Origin of the sequence: Streptomyces sp. NPDC006487 (genome assembly GCF_042870555.1) — a bacterium.
In the GTDB taxonomy this organism is placed as follows: domain Bacteria; phylum Actinomycetota; class Actinomycetes; order Streptomycetales; family Streptomycetaceae; genus Streptomyces.
The window spans coordinates 51368-64279 of record NZ_JBIAHN010000015.1 but is presented as its reverse complement, the minus strand read 5'-3'; the positions used below and the strand labels follow the sequence as shown (position 1 = coordinate 64279).

Here is a 12912-nt window from a genome sequence, read left to right as displayed (position 1 = left end):
CATGACGACCACCACCACCGACACGCCCCCCGCCACCACGGCGGAGACCGTCCTCGACGCACGCGGCGTCACGATGCGCTTCGGCGGCCTCACCGCCGTCAAGAACGTCGACCTCACCGTGCGCAGCGGCGAGATCGTCGGCCTCATCGGCCCCAACGGCGCCGGCAAGACCACCTTCTTCAACTGCCTCACCGGCCTCTACATCCCCACCGAGGGTGAAGTCCGGTACAAGGACAAGGTCCTGCCGCCCAAGTCGTACAAGGTCACCGCCGCCGGCGTCGCCCGCACCTTCCAGAACATCCGTCTCTTCAACAACATGACGGTCCTGGAAAACGTCCTCGTCGGACGCCACACCCGCACCAAGGTCGGCCTCTGGGCCTCCCTCCTGCGCCTCCCCAGCTTCGGCCGGGAAGAAGCGGCGAGCCGCGAGAAGGCCATGGAACTCCTCGAGTTCATCGGCCTCGCCCACAAGTCCGAACACCTCGCCCGCAACCTCCCCTACGGCGAACAGCGCAAGCTCGAAATCGCCCGCGCGCTGGCCAGCGACCCCGGCCTCATCCTCCTGGACGAGCCCACCGCCGGCATGAACCCGCAGGAAACCCGCGCCACCGAAGAGCTCATCTTCGCCATCCGGGACCAGGGCATCGCCGTCCTCGTCATCGAGCACGACATGCGCTTCATCTTCAACCTCTGCGACCGCGTCGCCTGCCTCGTCCAGGGCGAAAAGCTCATCGAAGGCACCGCCGCCGAGGTCCAGGGCGACGAGCGCGTCATCGCCGCCTACCTCGGCGAACCCTTCGAAGGCGCCCCCGGCGCCGAAGAACTCGCCGAAGTCGAAGCAGCCGAAGCACACAGCGAGGCCGCACACGACGAGGCGACGGACAGCACGACCAGCAGCACGGACGGAGAAGACCGGTGACCGCACTCCTCGAGGTCGAGGACCTCCGCGTCGCCTACGGCAAGATCGAAGCCGTCAAGGGCATCTCGTTCAGCGTCGACGCCGGCCAGATCGTCACCCTCATCGGCACCAACGGCGCCGGCAAGACGACGACCCTGCGCACCCTCTCGGGCCTGATCAAACCGCGCGGCGGCCAGATCAAGTTCCAGGGCAAGTCCCTCAAGAAGATCCCCGCGCACGACATCGTCGCGCTCGGACTCGCCCACTCCCCCGAGGGGCGGCACATCTTCCCGCGCATGACCATCGAGGACAACCTCCTCCTGGGCGCCTTCCTCCGCAAGGACAAGGACGGCATCCAGAAGGACGTCCAGCGCGCCTACGACCTCTTCCCGATCCTGGGAGAGCGCCGCAAGCAGGCCGCCGGCACCCTCTCGGGCGGCGAGCAGCAGATGCTCGCCATGGGCCGCGCGCTCATGTCCCGCCCGAAGCTGCTCATGCTCGACGAGCCCTCCATGGGCCTCTCGCCGATCATGATGCAGAAGATCATGGCGACCATCGCCGAGCTCAAGTCACAGGGCACCACCATCCTGCTGGTCGAGCAGAACGCCCAGGCGGCGCTCTCCCTGGCCGACCAGGGCCACGTGATGGAGATCGGCAAGGTCGTCCTGTCGGGCCCGGGCCGCGAGCTCCTGGTCAACGAGGACGTCCGCAAGGCGTACCTCGGCGAGGACTGAGCACCCTTCGTGTACGAGTGAGGCCCGCCTCCGGATCCAGGATCCGGAGGCGGGCCTCACTCGTTCTCGCTACGTCCTACTCGCCCTTGCCGGCGGCGGCCTTCTTCTCCTCGGCGTCCTCGATGACGGCCTCGGCGACCTGCTGCATGGACATGCGGCGGTCCATGGAGGTCTTCTGGATCCACCGGAAGGCGGCCGGCTCGGAAAGCCCGTACTGCGTCTGCAGGATGCTCTTGGCGCGGTCCACGAGCTTGCGCGTCTCCAGGCGGAGGGAAAGGTCGGCGACCTCCTTCTCCAGCGCGCGGAGCTCGGCGAAGCGCGACACGGCCATCTCGATGGCGGGGACGACGTCGCTCTTGCTGAAGGGCTTCACGAGGTACGCCATGGCCCCGGCGTCGCGGGCGCGCTCGACGAGATCGCGCTGCGAGAACGCGGTGAGCATCAGCACGGGGGCGATGGACTCCTCCGCGATCTTCTCGGCGGCGGAGATCCCGTCCAGGACGGGCATCTTCACATCGAGGATGACCAGGTCGGGACGGTGCTCCCGGGCCAGCTCGACGGCGGTCTGGCCGTCTCCGGCCTCCCCGACGACGGCGTAGCCCTCCTCCTCCAGCATCTCCTTGAGGTCGAGACGGATGAGCGCCTCGTCCTCGGCGATGACGACGCGGGTCGTCAGCGGCGGAACGTGCGACTGGTCGGCGTCGGGCGTGGGCGTCGACTCGTGCTCGGCGGTCACGGGGGCTCCTTGGTGCAAGGCGATTCAGCTCCCCCGAGCCTACCTAGCTCCTGTATGTTTGTGACACGGAGGGTCTTAGGTATCCTTCGTTTCGAAGGGGCCCCGGTAGCCCAGCGGCAGAGGCCATGGATTCAAAACCCATTCAGCGTCGGTTCGAATCCGACCCGGGGCACTTCTCCTTCGTTTCCAAGGTCGCCGAGCGATTTTAGGATCTTCACTCGTCGCAGTGAACGCAACTTCGAATTGCGACCAACTGGACGAACAGCGACGAAGCTCCCAAGGGTGGAGCACAATCCTTCGATACGCGAAGAAGCAGTCCTACTGATGCGCCGGGGCGTGACCAATCGAGTGGTCGCCGAACACCTGGGCATACCGCGCGGCACCATCGGCTGGTGGCGGTCCGAGGACCGAAGACACCGCGGTGAGGCGTACGTCCGGCCGACCGACTGCCCGAGATGCACCGTCCGAGAAATCAACCAGCCCGCGTACGCCTATCTCCTGGGGCTCCACCTCGGCGACGGCCACATCATCTCCAAGTACAAACAGCACCACCTGTCCATCTGGTGCGACGCCTCCTGGCCCGGCCTCATCGACGCCGCCGAAGCAGCGATGCACCTCGTCATGTCCTTCCCCAAAGTGGGACGGGTCCAGCGGCAGGGTTGCGTGGAGGTCAAGTCCTACACCCACCACTGGACGTGCCTGTTCCCTCAGCATGGACCCGGCAAGAAGCATGATCGCCGCATCGCCCTGGAGGACTGGCAGCAGGCAATCGTCGACGCGAACCCGTGGGAGTTCATCCGGGGGCTGATCCACTCCGACGGGTGCCGGGTCACCAACTGGACCGTCCGCAACGGCAAGCGCTACGAGTACCCCCGGTACTTCTTCACGAACAAGTCCGACGACATCCGGAAGCTCTGCACGGACACCCTCGCCAAGGTCGGCGTCCGGTGGACGATCCTCGCCCGCGGCAGCGACCCCTTCAACGTGTCCATCGCGAGGAAGGAGTCCGTCGCGCTCATGGACGCCCACATCGGGCCGAAGTACTAGCCCGGCAGGTCGCCGCTGCCGCCGAGGTTGGCGACCATGCGGCGCAGGCCGTCTATGGTCGCCGCGTACGCCGCATCGTCCACACCCTCCCGCATCCGCGCGTGCACCTCCGCATTGCGGTCGTGCGCGCGGACCCGGCCGGCTTCGCCCGCTTCGGTCAGGGTCAGCGTCCCATCCGCTTCCGTGAGCCACCCCCGGGCCACCAGGTCGTCGTAGAGGGCCTCGAAGTCGGTGTCCTGGTCGTCGTACGGGGTGAGCTTCTCCGTGAGGTCCGTTCGCTTCCACTGGGCCGGGGAGGCGGCCACGTGGTTGAGGGTCCACCAGTGGGGCTGGGTGAGGTTCTCCTCGGCGAGGGCGGCACGGAGGCCGCCTATGGCGAGGTTGGCGGCCTCGCGGGCCCAGTAGCCGATGGGCTGGGCCGCGAGCTGGTCCTGTGTGTATTCCTTGATCGTCATACTGCGAGCGTATGACCTCAAGTCGGCTTGAGGTCAAGGCGACTTGGCACTCATTCGCCTACGCGGCCCGCCAGGCCGTGCAGCACGGTGGCCACGTGGGCTTCGGCGTCAGCGGGGTCGAGGGGGGCGTGGGCGATGAGGAGGCGGTACCAGAAGGGGCCGAAGACCAGGTCGACCGCGTGGTCGAGGTCCGTGGCGGCGGGGAGTTCTTCCCGGGTGACCGCCCTCGTCAGGAGCGTGGCGACGACCTCGCGGCGGGTGGCGACCCAGGCGCGGAAGGGTTCGGCGAAGGCGGGGTCGAGCTGGGCTTCCGCCATGAGGCCGGTGAGGGCTTTGGCGCGGACGGGGTCGCGGCCGACGCGGTAGAGGTCGGTGACGAAGGCGGTGAGGTCGCCGGTGAGGGTGCCGGTGTCGGGTTCGGGGACGCGGGCGGCGGTTTCGTGGGCGTAGGCGTCCATGACGAGGGCGGGCTTTGACTTCCACCAGCGGTAGACGGTGCTTTTGGCGACGTTGGCGCGCTTGGCCACGCCTTCGATGGTGAGGGCGCCGTAGCCGTTCTCGACGAGGAGTGCGGCGGTGGCTTCGAGGACGGAGTGGTGGGCGTCTTCGTTGCGGAGGCGGCCGCCGGTGCGGGGCGGGTTGCCCGAAGGAGTGATTGACACGGCTTCACGATAGCCCTAGCGTTTTATCGAAACGCGGCGTAGCGTTTCGATTTAAGGATCGACCGAGAGCCACGAGGGGCGGAGCCATGGGCAAGATCGTGATCGCGCACGGGTACGGGATGAATGCCGGGGAGCACTGGTATGCGGCGACGGGTGAGGAGTTTGCCGCGGAGGGGCACGAGGTGCGGATTCCGAACTTCCCCGAACCGTTCGCTCCGGAGCCCGGTGTGTGGCTGAAGGAGCTGGAGGCGGCGGTGGAGGGTGCGCCGGCCGGTGAGACGGTGCTGGTGGGTCACAGTCTGGGTGGGGTGAATGTGCTGCGGCTGCTGCAGGAGCACGACACCGAGGCCGAGGGGGCGTTCGCGGGGGTGGTGTTCGTGGCGTCGATGTCCGGCGAGGTGGGGTACGACGCGTTGGCGCCGTTCTTCTCGCCGGAGTTCGACTGGCAGCGGATCCGTAAGGCTGCGCGGGAGTTCCGTGTGCTGCACGCGGCGGACGACCCGGTGACCGGGGAGGCGACGGGTGAGCATGTGGTGCGGTTCGCGCGGGAACTGGGCGCGGAGGCGCGGGTGACCGCGTCGGGCGGGCACTTCCCGAGTACGGGTGAGAGCCGTTTGGTGTTGCCCGACGCGGTGCGTCTTATACGTGAGGTGTTGTAGCCGCTTGCGGGCGGTGTCAGCGGACTGCGTCGCCGATGTGGTGGATGCGGACGAGGTTGGTGGATCCGCTGACGCCGGGGGGTGAGCCGGCGGTGATGACGACGACGTCGCCGGGTACGCAGCGGCCGATGCGCAGGAGTTCCTCTTCGACCTGGGCGACCATCGCGTCGGTGGAGTCGACGTGGGGTCCGAGGAAGGTTTCGACGCCCCAGGTGAGGTTGAGCTGGGAGCGGGTGGCGGGGTCGGGGGTGAAGGCGAGGAGGGGGATGGGTGAGCGGTAGCGGGAGAGCCGGCGGACGGTGTCTCCGCTCTGGGTGAAGGCGACGAGGAATTTGGCGCCGAGGAAGTCGCCCATTTCGGCGGCGGCGCGGGCGACTGCTCCGCCTTGGGTGCGGGGCTTGTTGCGGTCGGTGAGTGGGGGGAGGCCCTTGGCGAGGATGTCTTCTTCGGCGGCTTCGACGATGCGGGCCATGGTGCGGACGGTTTCGATGGCGTATTTGCCGACGCTGGTTTCGCCGGAGAGCATGACGGCGTCGGTGCCGTCGATGATGGCGTTGGCGACGTCGGAGGCTTCGGCGCGGGTGGGCCGGGAGTTGTCGATCATCGAGTCGAGCATCTGGGTGGCGACGATGACGGGCTTGGCGTTGCGCTTGGCGAGCTTGACGGCGCGCTTCTGGACGATGGGGACTTGTTCCAGGGGCATTTCGACGCCGAGGTCTCCGCGGGCGACCATGATGCCGTCGAAGGCGGCGACGATGTCGTCGATGTTTTCGACTGCTTGGGGCTTTTCGACCTTGGCGATGACGGGGAGGCGTCGGCCTTCTTCGTCCATGATGCGGTGGACGTCTTCGATGTCGCTGCCGCTGCGGACGAAGGACAGGGCGATGATGTCGGCGCCGATGCGCAGGGCCCAGCGGAGGTCGTCGATGTCCTTTTCGGAGAGGGCGGGTACGGAGACTGCGACGCCGGGGAGGTTGAGTCCCTTGTTGTCGGAGACCATGCCGCCTTCGATGACGCGGGTGTGGACGCGGGGGCCGTCGACGGCGGTGACTTCGAGGGTGACGCGGCCGTCGTCTACGAGGATGCGTTCGCCGGTGGTGACGTCTCCGGCGAGGCCCTTGTAGGTGGTGCCGCAGGTGTGGCGGTCGCCTTCGTGGTCTTCGACGGTGATGGTGAATTCGTCGCCGCGTTCAAGGAGTACGGGGCCTTCACGGAAGCGGCCAAGGCGGATCTTCGGGCCTTGAAGGTCCGCGAGGATGCCGACGCTGCGGCCGGTTTCGTCGGCAGCCTTGCGGACGCGCTGGTAGCGGTCCTCGTGTTCGGCGTAGGTGCCGTGGCTGAGGTTGAAGCGGGCGATGTCCATTCCGGCTTCGACCAGGGCTTTGATCTGGTCGTATGAGTCGGTGGCGGGGCCCAGGGTACATACGATTTTCGCTCGGCGCATGAGGCGAGCGTATGCCCCTACCAGGGAGTAGGAAATTGGTTCCGAGTGTCCACTCAACAACCTTTGAGCAAAAGCTTGTTGACAATTGTTGAATGTGCATGGGGGTGCTCTGATGAGCACCCCCGGGGCGCTGATTGTTCGGGTTTTCAGAGCTGGGGAGGGGTCATCGTGAAGCGTGCGTTCACCTGCGCGTAGACGGTCTGGCGTTGGGGTTCGAGGTCGAGGGCGGGGGCGCCGGTGTCTTCGGCGGCGCTGAAGGCCATGGTGCGCATGCCGGCGCCGGCTGCCTGGAAGGGGGCGGGGGCGTTCTCGGCTCCGAGGTCGGCGAGTTCGACGAGGGCGGCGAGGTCGGCTCCGAGGGCGGCGGCGTATTCGCGGGCGCGCTGGACGGCTTCGAGGACGGCTTGACGGCGGGCTTCGCCGTGGGCGGGCGAGGTGGGGCGCAGGGCCCACCAGGGTCCGTCGACCTGGGTGAGTTCGAGGTCGGCGAGGCGGGTGGTGAGTTCGCCGAGGGTGGTGAAGTCGTTGAGTTCGGCGGTGAGGTGGACGCGTCCGTGGTAGGCGCGGATGCGTTCGCCGCGGCCGTGGCGGGTGAGTTCGGGGGTGATGGAGAAGGCGCCGGTTTCGAGTTTTTCGACGGGGTCGCCGTAGCTTTTGACGAGGTCGAGGACGGCGTTGTTGCGGCGGGTGAGGTCTTCGAGGGCAGTGCGCCGGTCGGTGCCGCGGGCGCTGACGGTGATGCCGATGCGGGCGATTTCGGGGTCGACTTCGAGGGTGGCTTCGCCGCGGACTGCGACGCGGGGGACTTCGGGGGTTCCGTAGGGCTGGTGCGATGCGTCCTGGGTCATGGATTCACTCTCGCACTGCTGCTCGTACGGGGGTGGTCATCGGATCGAAACCTGCTGGGGGTGTTGCGGCTTGTTACTGCTGGGTCAGAATCTACGCGCGTTGCCTATCTGTGCACGCACCTCACAAGGGGAGATGGCATGGCTTTGGACCGTAGGACATTTCTGGGCACTTCAGCTGCGACGGGTGCGGCTGTGGCGTTGGCGGGGGCCACGAGCACCCCGGCCGCCGCGGCGGACGCGGTGGCCGGCGGCGCTTCGGCTTCGGGGGCGAGGACGTACGCGTTCACGGTGATGGGGACGACGGACCTGCACGGGAACGTCTTCAACTGGGACTACTTCACGGACAAGGAGTTCGACGACAAGGCGCACAACGACGTCGGTCTGGCGAAGATCTCCACGCTGGTGAACCAGGTGCGGGCGGAGAAGGGGCGGCGCAACACGCTGCTGATCGATGCCGGGGACACCATTCAGGGGACGCAGCTTTCGTACTACTACGCGAAGGTGGATCCGATCACCGCGCGGCGCGGTCCGGTTCACCCGATGGCGCAGGCGATGAACGCGATCGGTTATGACGCGGCGGCGCTGGGGAACCACGAGTTCAATTACGGCATTCCGGTGCTGCGGAAGTTCGAGGAGCAGTGCGACTTCCCGTTGCTGGGGGCGAACGCGCTGGATGCGAAGACGCTGCGGCCGGCGTTCCCGCCGTACAGCATGCACCGGCTGCGCACTCCGCACGGGCGGGACGTGAAGGTGGCGGTGCTGGGTCTGACGAATCCGGGGATCGCGATCTGGGACAAGGCGAACGTGCAGGGGAAGATGACGTTCCCTGGTCTTGAGGAGCAGGCCGCCAAGTACGTGCCGCGGCTGCGGTCGCTGGGTGCGGATGTGGTGATCGTGTCGGCGCATTCGGGTTCGAGTGGTACGTCGAGCTACGGGGACCAGTTGCCGTACATCGAGAACGCTGCGGGTCTGGTGGCGGAGCAGGTGCCGGGGATCGACGCGATCCTGGTGGGGCACGCGCATACGGAGATCCCGGAGTACCGGGTGCGGAACAAGGCGACGGGCAAGGACGTGGTGTTGTCCGAGCCGCTGAAGTGGGGGCAGCGGCTGACGCTGTTCGACTTCGAGCTGACGTGGGCGAAGGGCTGCTGGTCGGTGTCGAAGGTGTCGGCCCGGGTGCTGAACTCGAATACGGCGGTGGAGGACCCGGCGATCGTGGGACTTCTGTCGGACGAGCACCGCAAGGTCGTGGCGTATGTGAACCAGGTGATCGGTACGTCGACGCAGGCGATGTCTTCGGTGGACGGCCCGGTGAAGGACGTGGCGATCATCGATCTGATCAACCACGTGCAGGCGGAGACGGTGAAGGGTGCGCTGGCGGGTACGGAGTGGGCTGCGCTGCCGGTGCTGTCGCAGGCTTCATGTTTCTCGCGGACGGCGTCCATTCCGGCCGGGCAGGTGACGATCAGGGATGCGGCGGGTCTGTATCCGTTCGAGAACACCCTGGAGGCGCGGCTGCTGACGGGTGCGCAGGTCAAGGACTACCTGGAGTATTCGGCGAGGTACTACGTGCGGACGGCGCCGGGCGATGTCGTGGATCCGGCGAAGCTGACGAACGCGGAGGGTACGCCGGACTACAACTACGACGCCGTGTACGGGTTGACGTACGACGTCGACATCTCCGAGCCGGTGGGCTCGCGGATCTCGGGGCTGTCCTTCCAGGGGAAGCCGGTGGATCCGGCGGCGCAGTTCGTGCTGGCGGTGAACAACTACCGGGCTTCGGGTGGTGGGAACTTCCCGCACGTGCCGCAGTCGAAGCAGCTGTGGGCGAACTCGGATGAAATACGCAACACGATCATCCAGTGGGTGAAGGCGAAGGGGACGGTGGACCCGGCGCAGTTCGCGTCCGTGGACTGGCGGCTGACCCGAGCCGGGGCACCTGTCTTCTAGCCGATGGTGCTCTAAACGTTTCTCCTTACGGGTGCTCGACCAGTGGGAGCAGTTCCCCGGCGGGTTGGGGCCGGGTGTGCTCCCGCTGTTCGAGGCCGAAGGTGGTGAAGGCCGTGCGGGTGGGCTGGGGGTAGGGCTCTTTGCCCGTCAGGGTGTTCAGGATGGCCGCGCTGCGCCAGGCGGCGAGGCCGAGGTCGGGGGCTCCGACGCCGTGGGTGTGGCGTTCGCCGTTCTGGACGAAGACGCTTCCTGTGACGGCCGGGTCGGTGATCATCCGGTAGCGGTCGTCGATGCGGGGCCGGCCGGAGGAGTCCTTGCGCAGGTAGGGGTCGAGTCCGGCGAGGAGGCGGGAGAGGGGGCGTTCGCGGTAGCCGGTGGCGAGGACGACGGCGTCGGTGGTGAGGCGGGAGCGGGCGCCCTGGTCCACGTGTTCGAGGTGGAGTTCGACCTTGGTGGTGGCGACGCGGCCTGCGGTGCGGACGCTGACTCCGGGCGTGAGGACGGCCTCGGGCCAGCCTCCGTCGAGGGTGCGGCGGTAGAGCTCCTCGTGGATGGCGGCGATGGTGGCGGCGTCGATGCCCTTGTGGAGTTGCCATTGGGCGGGGACGAGGCGGTCGCGGACCGGTTCGGGGAGGGAGTGGAAGTAGCGGGTGTAGTCGGGGGTGAAGTGTTCCAGCCCGAGCTTGGAGTACTCCATGGGGGCGAAGGAGGGGGTGCGGGCCAGCCAGGTGAGGCGTTCGCGGCCGGCGGGACGGGAGCGGAGCAGGTCGAGGAAGACCTCGGCTCCGGACTGGCCCGATCCGATGACGGTGACGTGGTCGGCGCCGAGGATGCGCTGCCGGTTGTCGAGGTACTCGGAGGAGTGGATCACCGGGACGGTGGGGGCTTCGGCGAGGGGGCGCAGCGGTTCGGGGATGTAGGGGGCGGTCCCGATGCCGAGGGCGAGGTTGCGCGTGTAGGTGCGGCCGAGGGCTTCGGCTTCTCCGTCGGCGTCGACTTGGGTGAAGTCGACTTCGAAGAGGTCGCGTTCGGGGTTCCAGCGGACGGCGTCCACTTGGTGGCCGAAGTGGAGTCCGGGCAGGCGGCCGGCGACCCAGCGGCAGTAGGCGTCGTATTCGGCGCGCTGGATGTGGAAGCTCTCGGCGAAGTAGAAGGGGAAGAGGCGTTCCTTGTGCTTGAGGTAGCTGAGGAATGACCAGGGGCTGGTGGGGTCGGCGAGGGTGACGAGGTCGGCGAGGAAGGGGACTTGGAGGGTGGCTCCGTCGATGAGGAGTCCGGGGTGCCAGCGGAAGTCTCGGCGCTGGTCGTAGAAGGCGGTGGCGAGTTCCGCGGCGCCTTGTTGGGGCAGGCCGTGGGCGAGGGCCGCGAGGGAGAGGTTGAAGGGGCCGATGCCGATTCCGACGAGGTCGTGGGGTGCATCGTGCTGGGCGGTCATCGGTGGGTGCTGCCTTCCAGGAGGTTCACGAGGGCGTCCAGGTCCCCCGCCGTGGTGTGGGGGTTGAGCAGGGTGGCCTTGAGCCAGAGGCGGCCGTCGGCGGTGGCTCGGCCCAGTACGGCGGTGCCGCCCTGGAGGAGGGTGCGGCGCAGGGTGGCCAGTGCGGTGTCGTCGGCGTGGGTGGGCCGGAACAGGACGGTGCTGATGGTGGGCGCCGCGTGGAGTTCGAAGGCGGGGTGTGCTTCGAGGAGCCGGGCGAGTTGTTCGGCGCGGGCGCAGGTGCGGTCGATGAGGTGGGTGAGGCCGTCTCGGCCGAGGGAGCGCAGGGTGGCGGCGATCTTGAGGGCGTCTGCGCGGCGGGTGGTGCGCAGGGAGCGTCCGAGGAGGTCGGGCAGGCCGGCTTGGGTGTCGTCGGGGGCGTTGAGGTAGTCGGCCTGGTGGGTGAGGGGGGCGAGCAGGGCGGCGTCGGGGACGGTGAGGAGTCCGGCGGCGATGGGTTGCCAGCCGAGTTTGTGGAGGTCGATGGTGATCGACCGGGCGCGGTGGAGGCCGGCGAGTTTGGGGCGGTGGCGGGGGCTGAGGCGGAGGAGGCCGCCGTAGGCGGCGTCGATGTGGAGGTCGGCGCCGTGCTGGTCGCAGAGGTCGGCGAGGGCGTCGAGGGGGTCGATGAGTCCGGCGTCGGTGGTGCCGGCGGTGGCGGTGACGAGGACCGGGCCGGTGGTGGCGGCGAGGGCTTCGGCGAGGGTGGCCGGGGTGAGGGTTCCGGTGGGGGTGGGGAGGCTGCGGGCGGGGGGCAGGCCGAGGAGCCAGGCGGCGCGCGGGATGGAGTGGTGGGCGTTGGCGCCGTGCAGGACGGTGAGGTGGGGGCCGTGGCGTTCGCGGGCGAGGAGGAGCGCGAGGTGATTGGCCTCGGTGCCGCCGGTGGTGAGGACGGCGTCGGGGTGGGGGGTGTCGTGGAACTCCGCGGCGAGCGTGCGGGTGAGGAGGGCTTCGAGGGCGGAGGCGGCGGGTGCCTGGTCCCAGGAGTCGAGGGAGGCGTTGAGGGCGCTGGCGGCAAGGTCGGCGGCGGCCGCGACGGCGAGGGGCGGGCAGTGCAGGTGGGCTGCGCACAGGGGGTCGGCGGGGTCGGCGGCGCCGGCGGTGAGGGTGTGGACGAGGGTCCGTAGCGCTTCGTGGTCGCCGTGTCCGTGGTCGGGGAACACTTCGCCCAGTGCTGCGGTGACGCGTGCGGTGACGGCCTCGGGTCCGCCGGCCGGGAGCGGTCCGCCGCGGGCGCGGGCTCCGGTGCGCAGGGCGTCGAGGACGGTGGCGAGGAGTGGTTGCAGGGCGTCGGGGCCGTGGGGTCCTCCGGCGAGCGGGGCGTTGCCGCGTCTGCCTGTGCCGGGGGGCGCTGTCATGCGGTTGTCCTCACGGGAACGGTTCGGCGGCGGGTGTGCCGCTCGCTGGGTCGGGGACCCGGGGGGTACAACGATCCGACCCGAATGGGGTAACCGCCCGGGTTTATGAGTGGTTGATTTCAAGCCGTCGGTGGTGGCCGGGTGAGCAAGGTGTGCGCCGCGCAGACGGGGGGCGGGGCGCGCTGCGACCGCCTGCGGCGGGCGAGGTGGCGGATCCGTAGGCCTTGGGTCCCTGGGCATGGGCATGGGTGCCGGCGGTCCGTCTACGCTGCGCAGCTGATCGGTGCGCTGGGCGACACGGCGGCGTGGCGCTCTGGGCGAAGGCGCGGGTATCCGCGGGACGGACGGGCGCGTACAAGGGGCCTGCAGCCCGGGGCGGCAGGAGGGGGCCCGGCCGGGCGGGCGGGGCGGGCGAACGCCGCCAGGCGGGCAGGCAGGCGGGCAGTGGGATGGGCGAGCGTGGCCAGGCGGGGCGGGCCCGGCAGAGCCGGAAGGTAAGGCAGCCGAACGCGCGGGCTCAGCCGTCCAGGCCGGCCAGGTGGGGTGAGCATGGCCAGGTGGGTGGACCGGGTGGGGTGCGGGCTGGGTGGTTGGCCCTCGGCCTGCGGCGGGGTGAGGGGCGAGGGTTGATCCCCAGCCCGCAGCGG

The 12912-nt window shown here is 68.8% G+C and carries 12 protein-coding genes and 1 tRNA gene; 6 read left to right on the top strand and 7 right to left on the bottom strand.

Annotation, left to right across the window (positions count from 1 at the left end; genetic code table 11):
- The first annotated feature begins 1 nt into the window (after window position 1).
- Both ACFYM0_RS26235 and ACFYM0_RS26230 read left to right on the top strand, forming a co-directional pair.
- Window positions 2-919: an ABC transporter ATP-binding protein gene (locus tag ACFYM0_RS26235; RefSeq protein ID WP_388505586.1), complete on the top strand. Its 918-nt coding sequence runs from the start codon at window positions 2-4 to the stop codon at window positions 917-919.
- On the top strand, window positions 916-1632 hold the full coding sequence (locus ACFYM0_RS26230) for an ABC transporter ATP-binding protein (protein ID WP_250744986.1): 717 nt from the start codon (window positions 916-918) through the stop codon (window positions 1630-1632). The genes ACFYM0_RS26235 and ACFYM0_RS26230 overlap by 4 nt, the downstream gene beginning before the upstream one ends.
- Before the next feature lie 76 nt (window positions 1633-1708).
- Here the strand turns inward: ACFYM0_RS26230 and ACFYM0_RS26225 are convergent, their stop codons facing one another.
- Window positions 1709-2368 (bottom strand): ANTAR domain-containing response regulator, encoded by a 660-nt coding sequence (locus ACFYM0_RS26225; protein ID WP_250744985.1) that lies wholly within the window; start codon window positions 2366-2368, stop codon window positions 1709-1711.
- A 99-nt stretch (window positions 2369-2467) separates the two neighbouring features.
- Between ACFYM0_RS26225 and ACFYM0_RS26220 the strand changes: the two genes are divergently transcribed.
- Together ACFYM0_RS26220 and ACFYM0_RS26215 are read left to right on the top strand one after the other, a co-directional pair.
- Window positions 2468-2540: transfer RNA gene (locus ACFYM0_RS26220), tRNA-Leu, on the top strand.
- A gap of 152 nt (window positions 2541-2692) precedes the next feature.
- The gene (locus ACFYM0_RS26215; protein WP_388505584.1) at window positions 2693-3415 is read left to right on the top strand and encodes a helix-turn-helix domain-containing protein; all 723 of its coding nucleotides are present in this window, start codon (window positions 2693-2695) and stop codon (window positions 3413-3415) included.
- On the opposite strand, the gene ACFYM0_RS26210 is transcribed toward ACFYM0_RS26215, so the two are convergent.
- Together ACFYM0_RS26210 and ACFYM0_RS26205 are read right to left on the bottom strand one after the other, a co-directional pair.
- Window positions 3412-3870, bottom strand: coding sequence for a MarR family transcriptional regulator (locus ACFYM0_RS26210; protein WP_388505582.1), 459 nt, complete (start codon window positions 3868-3870; stop codon window positions 3412-3414). The genes ACFYM0_RS26215 and ACFYM0_RS26210 overlap by 4 nt on opposite strands.
- Before the next feature lie 50 nt (window positions 3871-3920).
- Window positions 3921-4532, bottom strand: coding sequence for a TetR/AcrR family transcriptional regulator (locus ACFYM0_RS26205; RefSeq protein ID WP_388505580.1), 612 nt, complete (start codon window positions 4530-4532; stop codon window positions 3921-3923).
- Window positions 4533-4618: 86 nt separating this feature from the next.
- On the opposite strand from ACFYM0_RS26205, the gene ACFYM0_RS26200 reads away from it, so the two are divergent.
- Window positions 4619-5191, top strand: coding sequence for an RBBP9/YdeN family alpha/beta hydrolase (locus ACFYM0_RS26200; protein WP_388505578.1), 573 nt, complete (start codon window positions 4619-4621; stop codon window positions 5189-5191).
- A gap of 16 nt (window positions 5192-5207) precedes the next feature.
- Here ACFYM0_RS26200 and pyk read toward each other — a convergent pair whose 3' ends face one another.
- The gene (pyk, locus tag ACFYM0_RS26195; RefSeq protein ID WP_388505576.1) at window positions 5208-6635 is read right to left on the bottom strand and encodes a pyruvate kinase; all 1428 of its coding nucleotides are present in this window, start codon (window positions 6633-6635) and stop codon (window positions 5208-5210) included.
- Window positions 6636-6781: 146 nt separating this feature from the next.
- Window positions 6782-7483, bottom strand: a complete 702-nt coding sequence (locus tag ACFYM0_RS26190) for an SIMPL domain-containing protein (protein WP_388505574.1) — start codon at window positions 7481-7483, stop codon at window positions 6782-6784.
- Between the two features lie 138 nt (window positions 7484-7621).
- Here ACFYM0_RS26190 and ACFYM0_RS26185 point away from each other — a divergent pair, with 138 nt between their 5' ends.
- Window positions 7622-9433, top strand: coding sequence for a bifunctional metallophosphatase/5'-nucleotidase (locus ACFYM0_RS26185; RefSeq protein WP_388505572.1), 1812 nt, complete (start codon window positions 7622-7624; stop codon window positions 9431-9433).
- A gap of 25 nt (window positions 9434-9458) precedes the next feature.
- On the opposite strand, the gene ACFYM0_RS26180 is transcribed toward ACFYM0_RS26185, so the two are convergent.
- The gene (locus tag ACFYM0_RS26180) at window positions 9459-10868 is read right to left on the bottom strand and encodes a lysine N(6)-hydroxylase/L-ornithine N(5)-oxygenase family protein (protein ID WP_388505571.1); all 1410 of its coding nucleotides are present in this window, start codon (window positions 10866-10868) and stop codon (window positions 9459-9461) included.
- Window positions 10865-12265 carry a pyridoxal phosphate-dependent decarboxylase family protein gene (locus tag ACFYM0_RS26175; protein WP_388505569.1) on the bottom strand — a complete coding sequence of 467 codons (1401 nt, stop codon included), beginning with the start codon at window positions 12263-12265 and terminating at the stop codon, window positions 10865-10867. Before ACFYM0_RS26175 ends, ACFYM0_RS26180 begins: the two co-directional genes overlap by 4 nt.
- Window positions 12266-12912 lie beyond the last annotated feature (647 nt).